The organism is Pedobacter caeni, assembly GCF_900129215.1.
GTDB classification, from domain to species: domain Bacteria; phylum Bacteroidota; class Bacteroidia; order Sphingobacteriales; family Sphingobacteriaceae; genus Pedobacter; species Pedobacter caeni.
This window is the reverse complement of record NZ_FQUQ01000005.1, coordinates 440,867-463,563: the sequence shown is the minus strand read 5'-3', so window position 1 is coordinate 463,563 and position 22,697 is coordinate 440,867. Positions and strand designations below refer to the sequence as shown.

Sequence of the window (22,697 nt, the reverse complement as noted above, 5' to 3'; positions counted from 1 at the left end):
TCTCACTTACAAAAAGTTCCAGGCCTTCACATGGGAGTCCTGGTGCTCTTTTTTTACGATTTCATCAAATTGTTTAACGAGTTCAGGTTGGCTTGCTGCCAGATCCTGAGTTTCATTGCGGTCAGTTTTGAGGTTAAAGATCTGCCATGGGCTTTGGGGATCTTTTTTTACGTTGGTACGAACCCCTTTCCAGTTGCCCATTCTGATGGCCAGCTGCCCGCCTTTTTCAGGGTATTCAAAATAGAGGTATGCATGTTTTTTCTGCTGGTTGTTCTTTCCCCTTAGCGTGGGAAGAAAAGAGATGCCATCCGTATTTTCCAGCTTTTGCCCGGTCAGCTCCGCCATAGTGGCCAGCAGGTCATACTGTGCAGAAACAAGGTTTGTGGTCGCCCCTGCTTTTATTTTTCCCGGCCACCTGGCCAGAAAAGGTTCCCGGATCCCTCCTTCGTAAACATCCATTTTCAGGCCTCTCAACCCATCTACGCTGTTGAAGAATTTCGCATTTACCCCACCGTTAAAAGTCGTACCATTGTCGCTCGAAAACATAATGATCGTATTTTCGTCCAGTCCGAGTACTTTCAGTCTTTGCATAATCAAACCAACCTGTTTATCCAGAAAAGTGATCATCGCAGCATAGGTAGCGTATGGGTATTTGTTTGCCGCATAGCCTTTCTGACCATAATAGGGTCTTTCTTCTTTGAATTTGCCAATGTATTCCTGCACATCAGCATCGGGAGCCTGCAGGGAAACATGTGGCAGCGGATATGGCAGGTATAAAAAGAATGGATTTCCTTTGTTTTTATCGATAAAAGCAAGTGCTTTTTCCGTCATCTTTTCAGGGGCATACACTTTGCCCTTATAATAATCAAAGTCCTGATCTGTGGCTTTTAAAGAATCCAGTGGTTTATGGACATTGATAAAAGTATTGCCCAGGGTATCCCACTTTTCATTTTCCCATAAATGGGTCGGGTAAAAACTATGGGCTTGTTTTTGATCGAGAAGGCCATAGTAGTAGTCAAATCCCTGGTTCAGCGGAGAACCTTCTGTAGCGTTCATGCCCAATCCCCATTTGCCCACCAGGGCTGTTTTATATCCTGCCTGTTGCATTAAACGGCCAACTGTCATTGTACCTGCTTTTAAAGGCATTTGTCCGCGTTCCGTGCTGTCGGGAAATCCACCCAGTTCAAAATTCCCGCGAATATAAGAATGGCCTCCATGTTTGCCCGTCATGAGCATGGCCCTGGCTGGCGCACAAACCGGCGTCCCGGTATAATGATCTGTAAACTTCATTCCTTCCTTCGCCATCCTGTCCAGGTTTGGCGTTTTGATTTTTTTCTGGCCATAAGGACCGATCTCGGCATAACCGAGATCGTCGGCATAGATATAAATGACGTTTGGTTTTTGTGTTGGCTGTTTATGCTGCTGACCAAACACAGTACTGTATTGGAGGAAAATTCCCGCGATTAAAAGAATCCGTTTCATGAGCTCTGTACAGTTTATTTATCAGGATTGATCTTTCTGAGGCCTTTAGATTTGGAATCGGATAAGGCAAAATGACTGATGGAAGGAATGCCATTACTGGAAGTAATGTTCAGTCTGATCTTTGAGCCCTCCACATATTTTGGAAGCTTAATGATCTTCGCGGCACCGATTTCATCGCCTTTAAAAACAGTTTTCCAGGTTCCGTCAAACACCTCAACTGAAAACTTTTGGACATGAAAATTACGGATGGTACTGAATCCATCCCCCATCTCCTTCATTTCCGGTTGTTCCATAATGGTGATGCGGTTGACTTTTTGCTTTGATTCCATCTCTAATGAAGCAACCGTATCTCCGGCTGTCCACCAGGTTTCCAGGCTATAATCATTGGCTTTATCAGCGGTTCTATTGGGATCTTTAGCCGTACTTGAGGCTTTGATGGGCAGGTTAAAAGACAGGTTTTCATAACCCGATGGCAAAGGTTTTTTCCCTCCTTTGATGCCCACCCGCTCTGCGAGTTCAATGATCCTTTGTTTTTCATGATCCCTGATCAGGCCATGTTCGTCCGGCGGCACATTCAGGATCATGATGTTGTTATTGGCTGTGGTCCAATAGAACAATTCTTCCAGCTCATCTACCCCTCTTGCAGGCAGGATTGCTTTTTTCTGGAACCAGTTCCAGCGGTCTGAAAGACACAGGGTATGTTCCAGGATAAGGTAATGGTTTTCATTTTGATGCGTATACACTTTAGGGTCATCCCATCTGGCCAGGTTCGGATCTTTGGTTCTGAAATCAACCGGCCAGAAGCGGATCGGATCTCCTTTCTGCATGTTTTGCGGAAGCTGGATGGCAGTGATGTTTTCCTTTTTCCCGATGGTATGGTTTACCGTTACGAGGCAACCCGGCTGAAGTTTCCTGATGTGTGCATATACCTCCGGTAATTTCCAGTCGGCATCCTTTTTTGCCCATGCCCCATCAAACCAAAGTTCACAGATGTTGCCATAATTGCTGAGCAATTCTGTGAGTTGATTTTTCATAAAGCTGAGGTAGGCATCCGGATCAGGATCATTGTGCGAAGGCTCATGCCTGTCCCACAAGGAATAATACAAGCCCAGTTCCAGGCCATATTTCTTACAAGCCTTTGCAACTTCCCCCACCACATCGGTTTTTACCGGCGAAGAGGCCACATCATAGTCTGTATACTTGCTATTCCACAAGGCGAAGCCATCATGGTGTTTGGTGACCAGGATCACATAGCGGAATCCGGCTTCTTTTGCTGTTTTCACCCATTGATCGCAATCCAGCTGATCCGGCGTATAAGAGGAAACCGGTAGTTTTCCATCCGACCATTCGGTCTCATTAAAGGTATTCAATCCGAAATGGATGAACATTCCATAGCCTCTTTTAATCTGTGAAAGCTGAAGTGCTGAAGGTTTCTGGGCTTTGGTTTCTGAAATTAAAAGAAATTGTAAAGCAAGGAATAACAGGGAAAACGCCCTTATTATTCCAGATCTGTTGTGTGGTACAAACATAAATTCTGGTTTCTTTGGTTAAAGGTTTCAAATGTGTTGAATGTGTGGTCAAACGAAAATAAAGAATTCTTTTCTATTTCTACTATTCCCCTCTTAATACTATAGAATCCCTATTTTTTGATTAAATTTGCACCCTTATTTAACTCCCGGCCCATCATGAAAAATAATAGACTGCTCAATATCCCACCATTACCCGCAGTTTTATTGGCCATCATCAGTGTACAGGCCGGGGCAGCCATTGCCAAAGGACTCTTTCCGGCGATAGGTCCGGCAAGTACGGCCTCCCTCCGGATTGGTTTATCTGCAATCATTCTCTTTGTTGCCAACAGGCCGAATCTCAAAACACTGACCAAAGTACAGTGGAAAGCCGTGATGTTATATGGCTTCGTATTGGGCGCAATGAACCTGATCTTTTACATGGCCATTAAAAGGATCCCTCTTGCTTTAGGGGTAACCCTTGAATTTATAGGGCCTTTGTTACTGGCCGTCCTGAACTCCAAAAAAGCCATGGATTACCTTTGGGTATTGCTTGCGGCAGTGGGAATTGCCCTGATCGCACCCTGGTCGGAAAAAGGACTGGACCTGATCGGGGTACTGCTGGCCTTGCTGGCAGGTGGATTATGGGCCACCTATATTGTCCTTGGTGGTAAAATCTCTAAAGTGATGAAAGGAGGTGACGCCGTTTCTGTAGGCATGATTTTCGCCACGCTACTGGTAGTTCCTTTTGGGATTGGAAGTGGTGGATTTGGCAATTTAACCCCTTCTTTGCTCTTGATGGGTGCAGCACTTGCTTTACTTTCGAGTGCCATCCCTTTTACACTGGAAATGAGTGCCCTGAGTCAGATGCCTGCGAGGACATTCAGTATCCTGATGAGCCTTGAACCGGCAGTTGCGGCCTTGTGTGGAATAGTGTTCTTACATGAGCACCTTTCTTTGGTCGAATACAGCTCAGTGGCCCTTGTGATAATCGCCAGTGCAGGTGCAACAATTACTTCAAAAAAAGAGACATTATAATTCAATTTTGAACGTTATCTTGTAGAACTATTTTCATATGCAAGAGACAAACAACGTAGAATATCAAAGAGCAGCTCCTGATCATTTACTGTCCGACTTCATAAAATGCTATTGGTCGGTACACAACCCCGATCAGGAGGAAAAAACATTCAGCATCCTTCCTGATGGCCATTTCGACCTTCTTTTTCGTTCGGTTAACGGCCATATCGGCATCTCATTGAGTGGCTTATGGAACCAGGAAACCACCTCAGTTGTTCCCGGCAAGTCCACCACGTTTGGCATCAGCTTTAAACTACCCGCTTCTGAATATATCTTAAAAGAAAGTATTGCCGGACTATTGAATGCAGAAAAAGAGGTGCCTCAGGATTTCTGGGGTCTGGAGCCTGCAGACCTATCGGATTTCAATGGCCTGACAGAGATGCTCAACCGAAAAATACAGCAGCGTTTGTGCAAAAACATTGACAACAGAAAGCTGCATTTGTTTAGCACCTTATATGCTACTGATGGCGCCATTACTGCAGAGGAAGTTTCCAATACCATTCTCTGGAGCAACAGACAGATCAGCCAGTATTTCAAAGACCAGTTCGGAATTTCCCTGAAGTCTTATTGTACCATCCTGCGCTACCGGGCTTCATTTGATCATTTAAATGACAAAGAGCTGTACCCTCAACAAAATTACAGTGATCAGGCACATTTCATCAGAGAAGTAAAGAAATATTCAGGAGTTACACCTGGTGTACTTGCTGAAAATGAAAACAACCGATTTATACAATTATCGACACTTAAGAAGGAATAATTTTGTGGTTTAAATAACAACGAAATTATTATGGAAAGATTAAGTGAGAAAACCAATGTCATCAACTGGTTCGAAATCGCAGTAACAGATACTGCAAGGGCAAAAAAATTCTATGAAACCATTCTCGATATAGAGATGACTACTCAAGAGATCGGAGACGAAGAACTGACCTTTTTCCCTGCTGTTCCGGGCGTAATTCAGGCTACCTCAGGCAGGGTAACCGGAATCCTGTTAAAAAATGAATTTTCAAAACCATCTACCGATGGAACTGTTGTTTACCTGAATGCAAGTCCGGATATCCAGCAGGTGCTCGATAAAATTGAGCGTTGCGGAGGCAAGGTGGTCGTGCCAAGAACGCAGATCATCGCCGGTTTTATTGCCCAGTTTATAGATACTGAAGGCAATAGAGTAGCCTTGCACTCGGAACATTAAAAAAAAACCTATGAAAGCGATCAGACTACACGATTATGGCAACCCGGAATCCCTGGTAATGGAAGAGGTTCCTGTCCCCGAAATAAAGGAAAATGAAGTCCTGATAAAGGTCCATGCGGCTTCTGTAAATCCCATCGACTGGAAGAAAGGTTCGGGAGCAATGAAGGAAATATTTCCCGTTCATTTCCCCTGGATTCCCGGTGAAGATTTTGCAGGAACGATCGCTGCAGTAGGAAAAGAAGTTATTGATTTTAAGATTGGCGATGAAGTGTATGGTGATACCGGACATGGTGGTGCCTATGCAGAATATGTAGCCGTAAAGCCCGGGATCATCGCCAGGAAACCTGCCCATTTGTCTTTTGTAGAAGCAGCTTCAGTACCCGTTGTAGCGGAAACGGCATGGCAGGGCTTATTCAAATATGCGCAACTGGAAAAGGGACAAACAGTGCTCATTCATGGCGGTGCAGGTGCAGTAGGTGCTTATGCGGTTCAGTTTGCTCATCATATCGGGGCAAAGGTAATCGTTACCGCTTCCACAACAGATGCAGAATTTCTGAAATCTATCGGTGCAGATCAGGTACTGGATTACAAAACCACCCGTTTTGAAGAAGAACTGAGCAATGTAGATGTAGTCTTTGATCTGGTTGGCGGAGACAATCAGCTGAGGTCATTCCAGGTCATGAAACCTGGTGGGATATTGGTAGCGAGCACTCAGCCGATCGATGAAGCAGCAGCATCCGGATATGGGGTAAAAGGAGTCTTCATGGACATGAAACCCTCCACAGCAGGTTTAAACAAGATTACTGAGCTACTGGACACTTCCGAAGTGCGGACTTCCATTGCCAACATCTATCCATTGGAACAAGCTACATCGGGCTGGAACGACATCGCCAGCCGGCACCCAAAAAGCAGCAGCACTGATTCCCCTGCGAGGGAAAAAAGTAAAAATGGCAAAACAGTACTTCAGGTGATTTAAATCTGTCAAAAAGCGCATCCTGTTTTTGGATGCGCTTTTGTTTCATTCCAGCCAGTTCACCCTTAATGGTGTGACAGATGCTCCTTTCTGTATTGTGATGGGGATCGCCTGGTAACATCTTTAAATTGTTTACTAAAATTCGGCCAGCTATTGTAACCACTATCGTAACAGATATCCAAAATCGGACGATTGGTTTCGCGCAGTAATTTACAGGCCCTGCCAATTCTGATTTCTCTGATAAAATCAAAATAACTCTTCTTAATGTTCCTTTTAAAGAACCGGCAGAAAGAAGGAATAGACATCCGTGCAATTTCAGCAACCTCTTTCAAAGAAAGAGGTCCGAGGTAGTGTTTAAATGAATAATCAATGATCGTTTCTATCAGGGCATCTTCTTCTCCCCCTGTCAGGGTATCAAACGCTTTAGTAATCGTGCGCTGCGCCGTTGAGCTGCCCATTCTTTGCAAACAATTTAACAGCAGCTGAATGCGCGTCAACCCTTCTGCCTGCTCAATTTCTTTAATCAGCACTGCGACATCGCAGGACAATCTTTCCTGCAACAGGATTCCGGTGTCTTTACTTTCCAGTTGACGGGCAACGCTTTTCAGCTCTGGTAAGGACAGAAAAACCTCACCTACAAAATCCCTCAGAAAATGAATCACAATCGCACTCCCTACCATCGTATGCTCTGATTTCCGAAACCAGTGCGGGAGGTCCGGGCTCAGAAAAAAGACATCGCCCTCTTTATATTCTCCAATATAATCTCCGATTAATGCCGTTCCGTTTCCTTCGGTGATCAGAATTAATTCACATTCAGGATGCTTATGCCATGCCGTTTCAAAATTGGGCGTTTTATACGTACGGCAGGCAAAAGAACGGTGTTCTTCCACATGAATTTTCTGAATGAGTGTCTTCATATCAAAAGCTATTTAACTGCTATATTAACCATAAATACCATATTTAAAGATAATAATTGATCAGATAACGTATTTTTTTCAATAAATACCAGTTGAAGCGGCCTTAGATTAAGCTGTACATTTAAAATAACCAAATAAATCTCAGGGAAATGGAAGACAATGTATACGACGCAATTGTAGTGGGTTCCGGCATCAGTGGCGGCTGGGCAGCAAAAGAACTTTGCGAAAAAGGCTTAAAAGTTTTAATGCTGGAACGTGGTGGACCACATGAACATATTAAAGACTATAAAACTGCTCATAAGAACCCATGGGAATTCGAACACCGGGGAGGAACAACAGCAGAGCAAAGAAAGAAATACCCGGTTATTCATCGCGGTTGGGCAGCTTCAGAAGCGGTAATGGATGCCTGGGCGAATGAAGAAGATTGCCCTTATACAGAAATCAAACCTTTTACCTGGTGGCGGAGCTACCGGATGGGAGGACGCTCTTTGTTATGGGGAAGGCAATCTTACCGCTGGAGTCCAATGGATTTTGAAGCCAATGAAAAAGAAGGCATTGCGATCCCCTGGCCTATCGGCTATGATGACCTTGCGCCCTGGTATGACCACGTAGAAAAATTTGCAGGAATCAGCGGATCAAAAGAAAATCTTGAACAATTGCCCGACGGGCATTTCCTGCCACCTATGGAATTGAATTGTGTAGAAAAAGACATGGCGGAGCGACTGAAAAAACATTACCATGAAAAACGGCATCTGATTATTGGCAGGACCGCAAACCTGACCGCTGCCATTCCCGGAAGAACAAAATGCGAGTTTAGAAACCGTTGCTGGGAAGGTTGTCCTTTTGGCGGCTATTTCAGTACTCAATCTTCCACTCTGCCGGCAGCCATGAAAACCGGCAATCTAACGGTAAGACCCTATTCTTTAGTTACACAAGTATTGTACGACCAGGACAAAAAGAAAGCAAAGGGTGTGGAGGTATTGGATACTGAAACCAATAAAACCTATGAGTATCACAGTAAGATCGTCTTTTTATGCGCTTCTACCTTAAATACCGCCTGGATTCTGTTCAATTCTGCCACGAACATCTGGCCGGGAGGATTGGGCAGCAGCAGTGGCGAACTCGGACATAATGTAATGGACCATCACTATAATATCGGTGCCCAGGGAACTGTGGAAGGATATGAGGACCAATATGTTTTTGGCAGACGAGCCAACGGCTTTTACATCCCCCGCTTTGCCAATTTATCCGGCGACAAAAGAGATTACCTCCGGGGATTTGGGTATCAGGGAGGTGCCAGCAGACAAGGATGGAGCAGAGAGATTGCAGAACTGAATATGGGTGGGAATTTTAAAGATGCATTGACAGAACCCGGTCAGTGGACGATTGGAGCTACTGCCTTTGGCGAGATCCTTCCCTATCATGAGAATAAGATCTCATTAGATAAAAATAAGAAAGACAAATGGGGCCTGCCTGTTCTTGCAATGGACGCAGAATTAAAAGAAAATGAGCTTAAAATGCGGAAAGACATGCAGGAAGAGATGAAACGGATGTTTGATGCACTGGGGGTGAAAAACATCAGCTCCTGGGATGGCGGTCATGCGATGGGCCATGGTATCCATGAAATGGGCACTGCCAGAATGGGAAGGGATCCGAAAACATCAGTATTGAACAAATGGAATCAGGTATGGGACTGTCTCAATGTTTTTGTGACAGATGGGGCCTGTATGACCTCTTCTGCCTGCCAGAATCCATCATTGACCTATATGGCCTTAACCGCCAGAGCTGCAGATTATGCCGTAACTGAATTAAAGAAAAATAACCTGTAAGGATATGGAACGAAGAGAACTTTTAAAAATGATCGCTGTACTTACCGGTGGGGCGATGATTGGTGGCCATGCCATCCTTACAGGTTGTAATGTAAAGTCCGGAAAAAATCAGGACCATCTTTTCACTGACCAGGAAATTGAGTTTCTGAATGAAGTTTCGGAAACCATATTGCCGGAAACCAATACGCCTGGGGCAAAAGCAGCGAACGTAGGTGGATTTATGGCCGTAATGGTGAATGATTGCTATGAGTTCAGAGATCAAAAAGCTTTTAAGGAGGGGATCAAAGCGCTGGATACCGCATGTGAAAAGATGCACAAGACCAGTTTTATGAAAGCAAGCACAGCACAAAGGCTTGCCTTATTGATGAGTCTGGATAAAGAAGCAAAACTGTATCAGTCGAAAAAAGGGGACATGGAAGAAGCTGAACGAAAAAAGGATAAAGATTTTCCGGGACTCCCCAATCATTATTTCCTGATGATGAAACAATTGACCATGCTGGGTTACTTTACTTCCGAAGTGGGTTGTACTCAGGCTTTACGTTACCTGGCGGTGCCTGGCAAATATGAGGGCAGTGTTCCATATAAAAAAGGAGATAAAGCCTGGGCCTAAAAAAAGGGTGCTTTCATAGTGCACCCTTTTCTTAAATATATCAATGCGTTTTATACCGCTAAGAAATTCATCAGTTCTTCTCTTTCCTCGGTTTCCATTTCCACAATTCCTTCCATTACCTGGAACAGTTGCCCCCTGTCGGCAGAATTGAGGAGCACATGGATCAATCTGACAAAAGCTTTCTTTTGATCAATACTCAAACCACTGAACAGTTTAGGCTGGATCTCATAGATCACCTTCAGGGTTTCTACCAGATCTTGTCTTTTGGCTTGTTCTGTTGCCTCGAACTTTGGCAATACCCCTTCCAGTTCATACTTTTCTATCAGTTTGTTAGAAAACTCTTTTAGAAAAGGTTTTCTTTTTGTTCTCAGCAGTTCATTGATCTTTTTGATCAGGTATTTGTATTCGGAAGAAGATTTGGTCCGGCTATATAATTTTACCTGCGCATCATGATCGGAGCTGTTGAAATCAAATTCATTAAAGAATTCACTTTCAATGAACACACTATGGTAATACTCATCGGCTTTTTTATTCAGGGTGGTATAGTCTTTATAGACCTCCTGTCCCTTGTGATTGATGAAATAGTTTTTAGACAATTCTTTATGTAAAGACTCTTTCCATTGAATAAACTTGACTTTAAATACCGTATTACTGTCCGGATACCTGATCAGCAGACCTTCTTCAACATCAATGATGTTGTCCTGGTAAGTTAAAGGTTGTCCGTTGATGATGATCGAAAATCCCTTGTTTTTATTCAGCTCCAGAAACCAGCAGAATTCTGCCTGCAGATAAGGAATGATGCTCAATTCCAGTGCTTCTTTGGAAAGCTGAATATTGGAGAAAGAAACAGTCGTCCCGGTAGTTGTGGTATTTACATTTTCATCCAGTAAGGTGGATTCATAATTATTCAGTCCGCCAACGGCAACCTGGATACTCCCGTTTTTATAGACGCCCTGTTCTTCATAAGTGGTATTCCATTCTGCCAGATGTGCGAAGGTAAAAAAGGTCAGTCGCCCTACCCCATTCTTTCCATGCATCGTAGACTTATGCAGGTGAATCCGTTGTTCCATCGCTTTCTCTGATTCATAGAAGGGATTGAACTTATCCTTTAGATAAGCGAAATTGATTCCATAACCATTATCAGCAACTTTCAGGCTTTCCAATGTTCCCAGCTCATTATAGGTATAATCTATCCGGATGGTATCTGCTTTCGCGTCAAAGCCATTCCAGATGTATTCTGCAAGGGCCTGTTTCTCATTATAAAGACGCAAGACCTTTTTTATACCTGTAGAAGTGATGTTTACATGATTTGCCATATTCGGAATATTAAGATGAGGACCACAAAGTTAAGTTTATTTGGTTATCCTTTATCCACAATCGGTCTGGCCGGCACTGCTTCATAATGTTCTACCCTGGGAAAAGGATCATAATATTTATGCAACAGGCTCTTCCATTCCTGATATTCAGGAGATTGCCGGAATCCTATGGTATGGTCTTCTACTGTGTCCCAATGGACCAGCAAAAGATACCTGCTGGAAACTTCCAGGCAGCGTTTTAACTCATGTCCCTGATAGCCTTTCATCCTGGTGATGATCAGGGATGCGGTAGCAAAGTCACGTTCAAAAGAGTTTGTTTCGGAAGGAATCACGTCCAGTACAGCCACTTCTAAAATCATTTCTTTTGTCTTACATAAGTAATATACATCAGGTCTGGTGCAGCAGAAAGGTAAGGTTTGATCAGACTGACGATTTGCCCCTGGTGGTATCCGGAATGGATAAAAACATGAGTTAACATATCAGTAATGCTGGTCTCATAACTGACTCCTTTGGTGGTGTAATAATGGACTATTCTGCTCAGGTCTTCTTCCTCAGTGTCATGAAGAAAATCAGTGAGCAGTTTCCGGTTATAATCCAGTTCCTGTTGCCAGTTTTCCCTGTCAAAATGAGCCCAGACTTCTACGTCCTGCATTGCTCCAACCATCCGGTTTCCCCAGATCCGGCTGGCGGCGATCAAATGGTTAAAAAGATCCTGCGCCCGCTGAGGAACCTCAGTTGCGCTTTGCATGGCCGAGAGCAGTCTGGTATTGGTCCAGTAATCAAACTCCAGCAGATTCAAAAAATAATCCTTCATAAAATCGAATTTATGAAGGACAAGTTATTAAAAATCGTGAAAAGTTAACAGTCTTATTTACAAGATTAAAAGACTATGAACCTCATAGGCTAAATCCTGCTGATCTCCCGTTTTGTAGAGCCTGCCAGACATCACCACTTCTTTTGAAGTCAGGTCTGCAGAGGTACCTAAGCCTGGTTTGTAGTGTACATTTAAGGCTTTACCATCACTCAGGCTCATTTCCATCTGACCATTGCCCAGTACTTTAGAGATCTGTCCTTTTATTTTCAATTCTGCTTCCTGTTTGTTTTTCATAAAAGGACCAACATTACTCAGGTCCAGTACGTCTACATTCTTTAAAGGATCGCCAAAAACCTGGGTTCCTTTAAATGAAGCTACAGGCTGAAGCTTTATCGCGCCCTCAGTTCTTTGCAGAAACTGATTTCCAATGATAAAAGCGACTAAAAGCAAGGCAAGCACCTTCATGATGCGGATGCCTTTATCTGTATATACAAAATATGTTTTTTCGTTGTTAACTCCTTTTAAAATCTCATTAACTCCTAATGATTTTTTCTTAATCAGATGTCCCATGATGTTTGGTTATTTATTGATAATACAAATCTGAGGTTATTTTTCTTCTCTAATCTTGATCTATGGTAAAAAAATGAAAAGATTAAGAAACTATGACCGTTCTCTAACGATTATGCAAGCAGCTGACTTACAAAAGCTAAGAGATATCTGAAATTATACATATAGGTTTAAGAGAAAGTTAACCAAACATCATTAAATGTGGTTATTCTATTTTTCTAATCATTTTGTAGATGTATTGCCTTTCGTCATTAATGACAAATTGCTGTTTTCTTTTTTTGCCGGAGAACACCACATCGACCGGCTCGTTTTCCTTGATAAAAAACCGACCTTCCTGATAGGGTTTGATTTCCACCTGATGGTTCCTCATCGTTCCGATCAATACCCCCGAACCAGCCTCCACCTTAATGGTGTCATTCCTCAGGCTGTTTACATAATAGCCCTGGTAACGTTCCAGATCAGCCTTGGCTACCGTACTCTGGGTATATTTAAATCTTTTCTGACTGAGCATCCAGGTGTATAAACTATCTGTATTATAGGCAGCAGTCCAGCTGTCATGGCCGGCATCCGGATAAATGGTAAACTTTACAGATGGGTTGTGAATGCGAAGTGCATCTACCATCTCCTGACTGGCCTTTAAGGGAACCGCATCATCTTTAGCACCATGGAAAACCCAGGTGGGTGTATTCCGCATCAACCAGACCTTAGCAGAATCTCCACCTCCGCAAACAGGAACTACCGCAGCAAACAATCCCGGATATTTTATCGCCATGTCCCAGCTGCCATATCCTCCCATGCTTAAACCGGTCAGGTACAGACGGTCCTCATCTATGCGGTATTTCTTCTGTAAAGACTGCATCAGGCGCATCAGGTCCCTGCTTTCCCAGCCTTCATTCTCGTGCGCCTGAGGCGAAACCAAAATAAAGGGGAATTTCTTCCCTGCTTCCACCAATTTAGGAAGTCCGTTTACTTTGACCTTTTCCAGGTCATTCCCACGTTCGCCACTTCCATGTAAAAACAAGACCAGTGGAAATTTCTTCTGGGGGTCCTGCTGATAGCCTTCCGGAAGGGAGAGTAAATAGTCTTGTTCTACAATCAGCTTCTCATTGCGTTGCTGGGCAAGAACAAGGTCGCTGCAGCAACAGATCAAAAGAAAAAGGGATAAGTAAGTCTTCATCATGTGGGGGGTTAAGATTAAGTATCACTAAGATAAGGGAATCGACGAAAATATTTTCGTCGATTGGTCGAATACTATTGGCAGTTGGTCGACTGCTATTTCCGCATGGTCTAAAGCCTCAAAAACAGCTGAAACGTTTCTCACCGATTGATGTCTTATCTACAAAACAACAACAAAATAATTAAAAACTTAAAAACTAAAAGATATGAAAACCTCCATCAAAACCCTAATCGCTTCAGCTTTAACAGCCATCGTTTTAACTTCTTCGGCCTTCACAACTTTCGCTAAAGAGAAAGAACCGGTAGGTACATCAGCCAATGTAAAATTCAACAGAGTAGTGGTTACAGGAAATGCAAAAGTAGTCCTGATACAAGACCATACTGAAAGCATCATGAGTGATGAACAACTGAATGAAAACACTACCGTAATGCAAAAAGGATATACTTTGTACATCAACTCTACAGAGAAAAACCCTTCTACCATTTATGTACATGTGAAAGATTTGCAAAGAATTGATGCTTCCAATACTGCCAATGTAAATACCCGTGGAAATTTTGACCTCAATGTGTTGCAGATCTTCTTAAAAGATGACGCTAAAGCAAAAGTAAATGCAACAGTGGGCAGCCTTTACACTGACATGAAAGACCAGTCTGACCTTAAATTGAGCGGATCATCAGCAGAACATCACCTCGTTAGAAACGATGTATCGAAATTAAACCTGACTGATTTTGTAATCGCAAAACTTTAACATTCATCAGCCCTGGCCAAAGAAAATCATATATTTTCTACAAGAAACCGTTCAGAACCATGAGCGGTTTTTTTTGTTACAACAAGTCGTTCGCCAGATTTGCCAGTTCACTCCGCTCTCCCTTATCCAGTGTAATGTGTGCATATAGCGGGTGGTTCTTTGCACTTTCAATCAGGTAGGACAAACCATTACTTTCTGCATCCAGATAAGGGGTATCAATCTGGTAGATATCTCCGGTAAACACAATCTTGGTCTCCTCTCCTGCTCTGGAGATGATGGTCTTAATCTCGTGAGGTGTTAAATTTTGTGCTTCATCCACAATGAAGAATATTTTAGTCAGCGTACGGCCTCTGATATAGGCCAAAGGGGCAATCACAATCTTTTCCGTGCTGACAAACTCATCAATCCGGGCCTGGGCCTTCGGATCGTCAGTATATTGTTCCTTAATGAAACGCAGGTTGTCCCAGATCGGGGCCATATAAGGATCAATTTTGGACTTTGCATCACCCGGTAAAAAACCAATATCCTTATTGCTCAGGGCTACAATCGGCCTTGTCACATAAATCTGACGGAAGTCTTTGCGCTGTTCCAGGGCGCTGGCAATGGCCAGCAGGGTTTTCCCGGTGCCTGCTTTTCCCTGGATGGTCACGAGCTTTACCGCGGGGTTCAGCAAGGCATGAACCGCCATGCTTTGCTCTTCATTTCTTGGCGCAATATTAAACACTTTCTGCGCTTTCACCGTAACCAACAGCTCCCCTTTAACATCATGGTAAGCGGTAATGGGTTTACGTTTACTCTTCAGGATATAAAAGTGGTTCCCTGTTTCAGGGGCAAGTTCCAGATTTGCGGCGCTTGTGCTTCCTTTGGATTTCAACTCGTCCAGCAGCTCAGTACTCACATTTGCCAGTGTCGTTTTTCCGGTGTAAAGCTCATCCACATTTTTAACCTTTCCCGTCTCATAATCTTCAGCATGCAGTTCCAGTGATTTGGCCTTCAGCCGAAGGCAGATGTCTTTAGAGACCAATACGATCTTTTTCTCCGGAAATTCCTCTTTGAGGCTCAATGCGGCATTTAAGATCCGATGGTCGAATTTACCTCCTCCAAAAATAGCTTCCGCATCCAGGAGAGCAGGTTTATGGTCCATCACTACTTTGAAGTGGCCCCGCTTACTTCCTTTCAAAGGGATCCATTTGTTCATGATTTGCTCCCCGGAAGCCTTATCCATTAAACGGATAAAACTTCTTGCCTCCGCATTACGGGTTTCGTTTCCATTTTTCATGTTGTCCAGTTCTTCCAAAACCTGGATCGGAATGGCTACATCATGTTCCTGAAAATTATTAAAAGCATTGTGATCGTATAGGATAACCGAGGTATCAAGTACAAAGATCTTCTTTTTTAGGGTCTCGCGCTGTGGGATAGGTTTACTCATGACAACTAAAAATAATGAAAATCACAGATAAATTTTCATCAAATCGTTATTTATAGCAAGAGAAGAATCCGGAGACGGCTTGAAGTAATCGGGATTTCAGGAATTAAGCCCGGTTGTTTTTGAAGATCAAACAACCGGGCAGAACCACCTGAACAGGTTATTTTTTAGCTTTATTTTTCAATCCGATCACTTTAATGATCTTGTGAAAAAGCTCATTATTCTGATAAGTACCACGGAATTCTGCTGAACCGGGACCATAAGCAAAAACAGGCACCATAATGTTCGTATGGTCGTTCGTACTGAAACTACCACTGATCATCCCCTTTTCAGCGGATGCATCCAACAGGGTTAATCCTCCTGTTTCATGGTCTGCAGTGATGACCACCAATGTTTCACCGTTCTGATCAGCGAATTGCAAAGCCGCAGCTACGGTTTTATCGAAATCATGCAGTTCTGTGACCACATAAGGTAAATCGTTGGCATGACCACCATAATCGATCTGCGCCCCTTCGGCCATCACAAAGAAACCAGGTTTATTTGCAGAAAGGATGTTCAGGCTATGCATCAATGATTCCTTCAGCAAAGCTCCACGTCCATCTTTTACCGGACGGGTGGCGCTATCAGGCAACAAAACCAATTGACGTCCTGTTTTTTCTTTATAAAAATCTGCTGCATTGCTGCTTAACTTAAAGCCCTTAGCGGCCAGTTTGCTCATCAAAGCAGTATCCTTATTTTTCAGGAAACTCTTTTGATTAGAACCTACCAGGATTTCCACCTTACTATCTAAAAGATCTGCTGCAATCTCCCCACTCATAGACCTGTCAGTCTGATGGGCATAAAATACGGCAGGGGTTGCATCGGTAATATCTCCGACACTGATTACAGCACTTTTGATCCCATAACCTGCCAGCGTATCGACAAGATTGGTCCTTTTCTTTTGATCCGGGCCTACGCCTATGTATCGGTTATTTGTCTTCTCTCCAATGGCCATTGCCGAACCACCAGCTGCAGAATCTGTATTTCCTGCATCTGCCGCAGCGGTTTGGGAAAAGCCAATATTGCGGATATTGCTCAAATTCAGCTGACCATGATTGGCGATATAACCGGCATGGATCTGTGCCAGTCCCATTCCATCACCAATGAGCAGAATTACATTTTTTACTGGTTTTTGTAAGCCATCGGATTTGTAAGAAGGGGTGTACACCGGGTAAGCCACCGGATTGGTATAAGTCAGTTTATCTTTATGAAAGTAAAACTCCTTTAATTTTCCCGGCTGATCGGTATTGATCCAGTCGGCCCCAAGTCTTTCCAGTACAATCCAGGTATTGGGACTGTCCTGGGTAGCCCAAAAACGAAAAGGTTTATGTTGTTGATGGGCCTTTTCGATTACTGTGGTTAACTTTTTCAGGTCTCGCGTGGTAGGGTTTCCTTTTCCATTCCAAGGTGTATAGTTTTTGATGTCATCGCTGATCATCGCAACCCGTTTCAGTTGTTCGTCCGTATAATTGATATATGGCCTGCCATCAAAAGAAATGTAATCCGGATAATTTTTAAAATCCGCAGGTAAGGGAACATCTCCACTGATCACAATCTTGATTGCTTTAGCATTTTTACTGCTGTTAAAAACTCCCGGAAAAGCTTCCAGGTCTTTAATCAGTTGTGCAAGCACTTTTGCATAATCTTTTTTAATGTCCACCACCAGTTGAAGTGTCATGGCAGAATCCGCATAAGCACGGTTTCCATTCTGACGATAAAAACCAGCCAAGGGCTCCAGGTACAACTTTTTCAAGGTGATGCCAGGTTTGATCTCTGTGGTATCATGTGCCACATATAATGCTCCGTTTTTCAGGAAGACATCTGCTTCAATGGAGCCCATGCCCGACTGATAAGCGGTAAGCAAAGGGATATTCTGGTGATAGTCGTTATGACTATGACCAGAATTAAAGGACAAAGCACGTTGTGCTTTTGCGTCGGTTGCAAACAATGCAGCACCAAACAAAGCACAACGTAAGATATTTTTCATTTCGTTTCTCATTACCATCCTGGATTTTGGGTAATCACACCCGCACTGTTGTCAATTTCTCTTTGAGGAACGGCCCATACATCATGAATCTGAGGATCGAAAGCTCTGGAAGCCCAGATTTCTTTTCCCTCTGAGTCATGTAATGGCAAGGCATAGGTTGCTTTTGCATCACCCCATCTCACCAGGTCACGATGGCGATCAGCCCATTCCCCGGCAAGCTCATTCCTGCGTTCACGTTTCAAATCTGCCATCGTCATTCCACTTTTCACAGTTAATCCTGCACGAAGCCTGATTTTGTTTAACTCTGTGTCTCCCGCGCCCGAACCATTCAACTGGATCGCCGCCTCTGCTTTGATGAGCAGCACTTCTGCAAAACGCATCAGGGGAACATTCAGGTCGGTAGTCATATTGTCACCACTCGGATTTACATGTGTAGGAATAGGGTTGGAATAAGAGAACGGTTCCATATATTTCTTAAACTGATAATCTGAAGTAGCACCTCCGTCTTTGGTAAAACTACGCTCCTGACCAAAAAACATAAACTTATCTCCTGGTTTCAGAATCGTTGCTTCGCGACGTTTATCACCAGTTTCATAAGAATCATATAGTTCCTTGGTTGGCAGGTAATAGCCCCAGCCATTGTATAAGGTCCAGCCCTTATTGGTCAGCATTACTCCTGGCAACTTGCTTCCCCAGCCGGTACCGCCTCCGTTAGGGCTACATACGACCGACCAGATGTATTCCTTAGACCAGTTGTTTGAGGCTTTAAACACATCTTCAAAGCTCGTTAAAACCAGTTCATGTTTGCCGGAATTGATCACCATATCTGCATATTTAACGGCATTGGCATAATCTTTTTTATAAAGATAAACTTTTGACAGATAAGCCCATGCAGCAGTTTTATGTGCTTTTCCATAGTCTTCCGGTTTCATTTCTGAAAAGAAAGGCAATTGATCTGCCGCCTTCAAAAATAATTGAATGATGAAATCATAATTTTCGTTTACATTTTTTGCTCTGGGAACAGCGATGGCAGGATCAGAATCCGGCATCACGATAGGAATTCCTGCCTTATCATTTCCGTAATTTGCGGCCAGTTGAAAATACACCAGTCCGGCATTAAAATAGGCATCTCCGATCATTGATTTTTTCAGTTGCTCATCCATTGGGATCGCCGGAATGTTTTTGATCATATCGTTGGCACGCTTGATGATAGCGTAACGCATCGACCATTGTGTTTCTGTATATCCCCCACCCAGATAAGTTTTATTGAAGTTTTTGATGTTGTCTGCCTCAGGTTTATTTCTTCCGGTCACCATGTCATCACTGGCATTGATAAACCAGAACATTCCCCTGCCGTAGAAATTCTCATCATTGTACTTTTCATACAATCCGTTCTGTGCTTTTACTGCATCTTCCTTGGTTTTCCAGAAGTTTTTTGCCGATGGCGCTCCTTCAGGAATGATATCTAATTGTTTGGTACATGAACTTAAAAAAGCCAGGGCTGCTATTGCGATATACTTTATATTCTGTTTCATTTTTGTTGCTTTAAAAAAATTATAGATTCACACTAAGACCTAAGAGAAAACTTCTGGCTTGGGGGTAACGACCCACATCCAGCCCATTGTTGTCCATTCCGATCTCAGGATCAAAACCAGAATAATTGGTGATGGTGAACAGGTTATTTGAAGTGGCATAAACGCGGATCGCTCCAGTCTTCATTTTACTGGTCAGTGTTTTAGGCAGGGTATATCCTAAGGTCAGGTTTCTCAGGCGCAGGTAAGAACCATTTTCTATATAGAAATCAGAAGCATTAAAGTTTCCGTTGGCATCTGAGGTAGAAATGATCGGAACTTTTCCACCTGGGTTTTCTACAGACCAGGCATCCAGAATTCCTGTCAGCTTATTATAAGAAGGCCCGCTTGCACTATAAGTCGTTCTTTTTACCGCATTAAACAACTTGTTGCCATATACCCCCTGTGCAAAAATATTAAGGTCGAAGTTTTTATAATTTGCATTAAAGCTTAGTCCATAACTAAAATCAGGATAGGCACTGCCTGCAAAATAACGGTCTTTGGAATCGATGGTTCCATTGTTATCTAAATCGGCGAACCTGAAATCCCCTGGTTTAGCCTTAGGTTGTATTTTCTCTCCTTTGCTGTTCACATACTGATCTACCTCTGCCTGGTTTTGAAAAATCCCCTGTGTTTTCAGGACGTAATAACTGTATAAAGGCTGTCCGGTTTTGATCATTAAAGGAGCCAGCTCATTTCTAAAGTTTGTAGGTACCGTCATGAGGTCCATACCATCGGCCAACCTCATCACCTTGTTGTTTACTTTGGTCAGTGTGGCACAGATAGAATAGCTGAATTCGTGGTCTTTACTGCTGTTATAAGTTAAGCCAAGTTCAAATCCCTGATCCTTCACCAAACCGCCATTGATCATTTGCGTATTTAAACCAGAAGTGCCCGGCAATGACTTCTGAAACAACATTTTATCAATATTTTTAATAAAATAATCCGCATTAAGGGTCAGCGTGTTTTTCAGAATACCCAGGTCCAGACCAAAGTTGATCTGTTCTGATTCCGCCCATTTCAGGTTGTCGTTTTCCAGAATGCTGGAAACATAGCCCGTGCCTAAAGCCGGGGTTTGTCCGAAGTAAGAAGTAGTCCGGTCTAATAAAGGGCTAACCTCTGCCTGAGATATCGTGGCAAGGTTTCCGAGCAGGCCATAACTTGCCCTCAGTTTTAATTCATTTAACCAGGTACTTTCTGCCAGGAAATTCTCTTTTGTCAATACCCATCCTGCAGAAGCAGAATAGTAGTTGCGGAACCTGTTGTCCCGGTTCGGAATCAGCGAAGATCCGTCACGACGACCAATCACAGATAATAAATACTTATCTGCATAACTGTAATTTGCTCTTAAAAATAAAGAAGACAGCGCAGTTGCATAAAATGTGGTGCTTGCAGGTTCAAATACCGAAGCATTCACCAGGTATCTTTTTGAAGGCGCTTCATCATCAAAACCTTTACCTCTTACAAAGGAAGTGTTGTAGCTTGTTTTCTGGTAAGAAAATCCACCTGTAAAATCAAAGTGATGCTGATCCAAATCTGTTTTGTAAGTCAGCACTTGTTCGGCAAGGATATCACTTTTTCTATTCTGCCCTACTTCCAGAGAGTTGCTGAGTTCAGGTTTTCCTACTTCCGGGCGTTTAGGGGTAAAAACAGTGGTGTTAAAGAAGTCCTTTGTGAGGCTAAAGCTGGATTTAAAAGACAATCCTTTAGCAAGGTCAACAATCAGGTATGGATTAACCACAAATATATTTTGCGGCATATCAACATCCAGACGTTTCAATTCGGCAACCGGATTGATAATATCGCCATAATCGCCAGCAAATTTCCCACCAGGCAAACCGGCAAATGAGCCATCAGGATTATATGGAGTACCGTTTGTAGGGTAATAAATTGCCGACAACAAGGCTCCTGTATAATCGCTTCTTGTATTTGCACCCTGTCCGTTTGAGCTGCTAAAAGAGAGGTTCTCTCCTATTTTCAACCAGGAGTTCAGTTTGTAATCAGAATTGATCCTGAAATTATAGCGCTCGGCCTTTGTATTCAGGACAATTCCATCTACTTTCCTATAATTGAAACTCATATAGATGTTTGATTTTTCTGTTCCTCCTGAAAGGCCGATGTTGTAATCCTGAGTTTTTCCTGTCCTGAATACTTCGTCCATCCAATTGGTAAGGGTGGTTCTTCCTTCAGGATATTCTTTGGGATTAAAAGCAGGCAGTAAAGTACTGTTTCCATTTTTGGCAGCAGTTTCTGCGACAAGTGCCCTTTGTTCCGCATTTAAAGGCGTTAATTTTCTCCAGGCATCCTGGGTACCGATCTTAGCATCGAATGTAACCTGCATCGTTCCGTTTTTTCCTTTTTTGGTGGTGATCAGCACTACGCCTCCGGAAGCTCTCGCTCCGTAGATCGCGGCAGCACCATCTTTTAACACGGAGATGGATTCAATATCATTTGGGTTCAGAACGGGAGCTCCCAAATTAGTTCCATCAGAGGTCAATGATCCCGGGAAAATCGTTCCATCTACGACATACAGGACGCGCTCGCTGTTGATCCCTCCCGAACCGCGGATATTGATGCGCGGTGCTGAAGTTGGGTCCCCACCTTCATTGCTGACGATTACGCCAGGTGCTTTCCCGGCAAGCACCTCAGCAACACTGTTTAAAGATCTTGAGGAGACCTTGTCCAGGGCAACCACACTTACCGCACCCGAAAGGGTTGCTTTCTTTTGTGTTCCATAACCAACCACAACGATTTCAGATAAAAGCGCATGATCTTCCAGAAGCACTACATTCAGCTCTTGCTGATCCTGGATTTTAACCTGTTTTGTTTTAAAACCCACCATACTGAAAGACAATACGCCATTTTCAGGAACAGGAATGCTGTAGGTACCATCACCGGCAGTGGTGGTTGCTTTTCCTCCGGTTACATTTACAGACACACCTGGCATGGCCATACCTGTTGAGTCGGTTACCTTTCCTTTGATGATCCGGTCTGGTCTGGGGGCCGGAGCAGGGATTTTTCTAAGGATCACATGGCCTGCTTTTTCCTGAAAGTCGAAACCCAGAACTTTAAGCAACAAGGTTACCCTTTCGTTTTTAAAAGAAGCCGGGGCAAGATTTTGATTTCCGCCAAGGGATTCGGGATTGTATACAAAATGAAGACCGGTTCCGGCTTCAATTTCTTTGAGTATAGAACTCGTGCTGCGATTCGCCCCAATTTTAATGCTGACCCTGCTTTTCTCTAATGTTTGTGCCATCGAGAGCGAGGCAAAGAGTGTTCCGCAGAAGGTGCATAGAATGGAAAAAGTTAACAATGAATATTTCATGGCTTTATAAAGAGCTGGTAACCTCTTGTATGAGGATTTTTTCATATTTTTATTTGTTTTATACCCTGTAATGGTGTGTTAAAATGGGCCTGGCTGTGTAATTGTCGTTAGGCAGCTGGCTTTAAATTTTCCGGTGCTGATCTGA

Annotated in this window: 19 protein-coding genes; 7 read left to right on the top strand and 12 right to left on the bottom strand. The window is 43.3% G+C overall.

Annotated elements, in window-relative coordinates:
- Positions 1-6 precede the first annotated feature (6 nt).
- The gene (locus BUC20_RS25905; protein ID WP_073235015.1) at positions 7-1,482 is read right to left on the bottom strand and encodes an arylsulfatase; all 1,476 of its coding nucleotides are present in this window, start codon (positions 1,480-1,482) and stop codon (positions 7-9) included.
- A 14-nt stretch (positions 1,483-1,496) separates the two neighbouring features.
- Positions 1,497-3,011 (bottom strand): alpha-L-fucosidase, encoded by a 1,515-nt coding sequence (locus BUC20_RS25900; protein ID WP_073235012.1) that lies wholly within the window; start codon positions 3,009-3,011, stop codon positions 1,497-1,499.
- Between the two features lie 156 nt (positions 3,012-3,167).
- Between BUC20_RS25900 and BUC20_RS25895 the strand changes: the two genes are divergently transcribed.
- Genes BUC20_RS25895 through BUC20_RS25880 form a run of 4 tightly spaced genes read left to right on the top strand, consistent with a single transcriptional unit; the run spans position 3,168 to position 6,229 of the window.
- Positions 3,168-4,025 (top strand): EamA family transporter, encoded by an 858-nt coding sequence (locus tag BUC20_RS25895; RefSeq protein ID WP_073235009.1) that lies wholly within the window; start codon positions 3,168-3,170, stop codon positions 4,023-4,025.
- A gap of 37 nt (positions 4,026-4,062) precedes the next feature.
- Positions 4,063-4,821 carry a helix-turn-helix domain-containing protein gene (locus BUC20_RS25890; protein WP_073235008.1) on the top strand — a complete coding sequence of 253 codons (759 nt, stop codon included), beginning with the start codon at positions 4,063-4,065 and terminating at the stop codon, positions 4,819-4,821.
- Positions 4,822-4,851: 30 nt separating this feature from the next.
- Positions 4,852-5,253, top strand: coding sequence for a VOC family protein (locus BUC20_RS25885; RefSeq protein WP_073235005.1), 402 nt, complete (start codon positions 4,852-4,854; stop codon positions 5,251-5,253).
- 10 nt (positions 5,254-5,263) lie between these two features.
- Positions 5,264-6,229, top strand: a complete 966-nt coding sequence (locus tag BUC20_RS25880; protein ID WP_073235002.1) for an NADP-dependent oxidoreductase — start codon at positions 5,264-5,266, stop codon at positions 6,227-6,229.
- A gap of 62 nt (positions 6,230-6,291) precedes the next feature.
- Here the strand turns inward: BUC20_RS25880 and BUC20_RS25875 are convergent, their stop codons facing one another.
- Positions 6,292-7,143: a helix-turn-helix domain-containing protein gene (locus BUC20_RS25875; RefSeq protein ID WP_073234999.1), complete on the bottom strand. Its 852-nt coding sequence runs from the start codon at positions 7,141-7,143 to the stop codon at positions 6,292-6,294.
- Positions 7,144-7,292: 149 nt separating this feature from the next.
- Here BUC20_RS25875 and BUC20_RS25870 point away from each other — a divergent pair, with 149 nt between their 5' ends.
- Together BUC20_RS25870 and BUC20_RS25865 are read left to right on the top strand one after the other, a co-directional pair.
- The gene (locus tag BUC20_RS25870; protein WP_073234996.1) at positions 7,293-8,972 is read left to right on the top strand and encodes a GMC oxidoreductase; all 1,680 of its coding nucleotides are present in this window, start codon (positions 7,293-7,295) and stop codon (positions 8,970-8,972) included.
- 4 nt (positions 8,973-8,976) lie between these two features.
- Positions 8,977-9,582 (top strand): gluconate 2-dehydrogenase subunit 3 family protein, encoded by a 606-nt coding sequence (locus BUC20_RS25865; RefSeq protein ID WP_073234993.1) that lies wholly within the window; start codon positions 8,977-8,979, stop codon positions 9,580-9,582.
- Positions 9,583-9,632: 50 nt separating this feature from the next.
- Here BUC20_RS25865 and BUC20_RS25860 read toward each other — a convergent pair whose 3' ends face one another.
- The 5 genes from BUC20_RS25860 to BUC20_RS25840 form a co-directional block, all read right to left on the bottom strand.
- Positions 9,633-10,898 (bottom strand): ATP-binding protein, encoded by a 1,266-nt coding sequence (locus BUC20_RS25860; protein ID WP_073234990.1) that lies wholly within the window; start codon positions 10,896-10,898, stop codon positions 9,633-9,635.
- Between the two features lie 44 nt (positions 10,899-10,942).
- Positions 10,943-11,257, bottom strand: a complete 315-nt coding sequence (locus tag BUC20_RS25855; RefSeq protein ID WP_073234988.1) for an antibiotic biosynthesis monooxygenase family protein — start codon at positions 11,255-11,257, stop codon at positions 10,943-10,945.
- Positions 11,254-11,712 (bottom strand): DinB family protein, encoded by a 459-nt coding sequence (locus BUC20_RS25850; protein WP_073234985.1) that lies wholly within the window; start codon positions 11,710-11,712, stop codon positions 11,254-11,256. Before BUC20_RS25850 ends, BUC20_RS25855 begins: the two co-directional genes overlap by 4 nt.
- Before the next feature lie 57 nt (positions 11,713-11,769).
- On the bottom strand, positions 11,770-12,282 hold the full coding sequence (locus BUC20_RS25845) for a hypothetical protein (RefSeq protein WP_073234982.1): 513 nt from the start codon (positions 12,280-12,282) through the stop codon (positions 11,770-11,772).
- A gap of 202 nt (positions 12,283-12,484) precedes the next feature.
- A complete protein-coding gene (locus BUC20_RS25840) occupies positions 12,485-13,459 on the bottom strand; it encodes a carboxylesterase family protein (RefSeq protein WP_200801036.1) in 975 nt (324 codons plus the stop codon).
- 202 nt (positions 13,460-13,661) lie between these two features.
- On the opposite strand from BUC20_RS25840, the gene BUC20_RS25835 reads away from it, so the two are divergent.
- Positions 13,662-14,204 (top strand): GIN domain-containing protein, encoded by a 543-nt coding sequence (locus tag BUC20_RS25835; RefSeq protein WP_073234977.1) that lies wholly within the window; start codon positions 13,662-13,664, stop codon positions 14,202-14,204.
- Positions 14,205-14,280: 76 nt separating this feature from the next.
- On the opposite strand, the gene BUC20_RS25830 is transcribed toward BUC20_RS25835, so the two are convergent.
- The 4 genes from BUC20_RS25830 to BUC20_RS25815 form a co-directional block, all read right to left on the bottom strand.
- The gene (locus BUC20_RS25830; protein WP_200801034.1) at positions 14,281-15,633 is read right to left on the bottom strand and encodes a PhoH family protein; all 1,353 of its coding nucleotides are present in this window, start codon (positions 15,631-15,633) and stop codon (positions 14,281-14,283) included.
- Positions 15,634-15,790: 157 nt separating this feature from the next.
- Positions 15,791-17,668, bottom strand: a complete 1,878-nt coding sequence (locus BUC20_RS25825; RefSeq protein WP_234994603.1) for an alkaline phosphatase — start codon at positions 17,666-17,668, stop codon at positions 15,791-15,793.
- Positions 17,668-19,191: a RagB/SusD family nutrient uptake outer membrane protein gene (locus BUC20_RS25820; RefSeq protein WP_073234975.1), complete on the bottom strand. Its 1,524-nt coding sequence runs from the start codon at positions 19,189-19,191 to the stop codon at positions 17,668-17,670. Before BUC20_RS25820 ends, BUC20_RS25825 begins: the two co-directional genes overlap by 1 nt.
- A gap of 19 nt (positions 19,192-19,210) precedes the next feature.
- The gene (locus BUC20_RS25815) at positions 19,211-22,597 is read right to left on the bottom strand and encodes a SusC/RagA family TonB-linked outer membrane protein (protein WP_234994602.1); all 3,387 of its coding nucleotides are present in this window, start codon (positions 22,595-22,597) and stop codon (positions 19,211-19,213) included.
- Positions 22,598-22,697 lie beyond the last annotated feature (100 nt).

What these genes read in the sequence shown, in the direction of transcription:
- BUC20_RS25905 (WP_073235015.1), bottom strand. Translation starts at nt 1,482, where the DNA reads ATGAAACGGATTCTTTTAATCGCGGGAATTTTCCTCCAATACAGTACT.
- BUC20_RS25900 (WP_073235012.1), bottom strand. Translation starts at nt 3,011, where the DNA reads ATGTTTGTACCACACAACAGATCTGGAATAATAAGGGCGTTTTCCCTG.
- BUC20_RS25895 (WP_073235009.1), top strand. Translation starts at nt 3,168, where the DNA reads ATGAAAAATAATAGACTGCTCAATATCCCACCATTACCCGCAGTTTTA.
- BUC20_RS25890 (WP_073235008.1), top strand. Translation starts at nt 4,063, where the DNA reads ATGCAAGAGACAAACAACGTAGAATATCAAAGAGCAGCTCCTGATCAT.
- BUC20_RS25885 (WP_073235005.1), top strand. Translation starts at nt 4,852, where the DNA reads ATGGAAAGATTAAGTGAGAAAACCAATGTCATCAACTGGTTCGAAATC.
- BUC20_RS25880 (WP_073235002.1), top strand. Translation starts at nt 5,264, where the DNA reads ATGAAAGCGATCAGACTACACGATTATGGCAACCCGGAATCCCTGGTA.
- BUC20_RS25875 (WP_073234999.1), bottom strand. Translation starts at nt 7,143, where the DNA reads ATGAAGACACTCATTCAGAAAATTCATGTGGAAGAACACCGTTCTTTT.
- BUC20_RS25870 (WP_073234996.1), top strand. Translation starts at nt 7,293, where the DNA reads ATGGAAGACAATGTATACGACGCAATTGTAGTGGGTTCCGGCATCAGT.
- BUC20_RS25865 (WP_073234993.1), top strand. Translation starts at nt 8,977, where the DNA reads ATGGAACGAAGAGAACTTTTAAAAATGATCGCTGTACTTACCGGTGGG.
- BUC20_RS25860 (WP_073234990.1), bottom strand. Translation starts at nt 10,898, where the DNA reads ATGGCAAATCATGTAAACATCACTTCTACAGGTATAAAAAAGGTCTTG.
- BUC20_RS25855 (WP_073234988.1), bottom strand. Translation starts at nt 11,257, where the DNA reads ATGATTTTAGAAGTGGCTGTACTGGACGTGATTCCTTCCGAAACAAAC.
- BUC20_RS25850 (WP_073234985.1), bottom strand. Translation starts at nt 11,712, where the DNA reads ATGAAGGATTATTTTTTGAATCTGCTGGAGTTTGATTACTGGACCAAT.
- BUC20_RS25845 (WP_073234982.1), bottom strand. Translation starts at nt 12,282, where the DNA reads ATGGGACATCTGATTAAGAAAAAATCATTAGGAGTTAATGAGATTTTA.
- BUC20_RS25840 (WP_200801036.1), bottom strand. Translation starts at nt 13,459, where the DNA reads ATGATGAAGACTTACTTATCCCTTTTTCTTTTGATCTGTTGCTGCAGC.
- BUC20_RS25835 (WP_073234977.1), top strand. Translation starts at nt 13,662, where the DNA reads ATGAAAACCTCCATCAAAACCCTAATCGCTTCAGCTTTAACAGCCATC.
- BUC20_RS25830 (WP_200801034.1), bottom strand. Translation starts at nt 15,633, where the DNA reads ATGAGTAAACCTATCCCACAGCGCGAGACCCTAAAAAAGAAGATCTTT.
- BUC20_RS25825 (WP_234994603.1), bottom strand. Translation starts at nt 17,668, where the DNA reads ATGAGAAACGAAATGAAAAATATCTTACGTTGTGCTTTGTTTGGTGCT.
- BUC20_RS25820 (WP_073234975.1), bottom strand. Translation starts at nt 19,191, where the DNA reads ATGAAACAGAATATAAAGTATATCGCAATAGCAGCCCTGGCTTTTTTA.
- BUC20_RS25815 (WP_234994602.1), bottom strand. Translation starts at nt 22,597, where the DNA reads ATGAAAAAATCCTCATACAAGAGGTTACCAGCTCTTTATAAAGCCATG.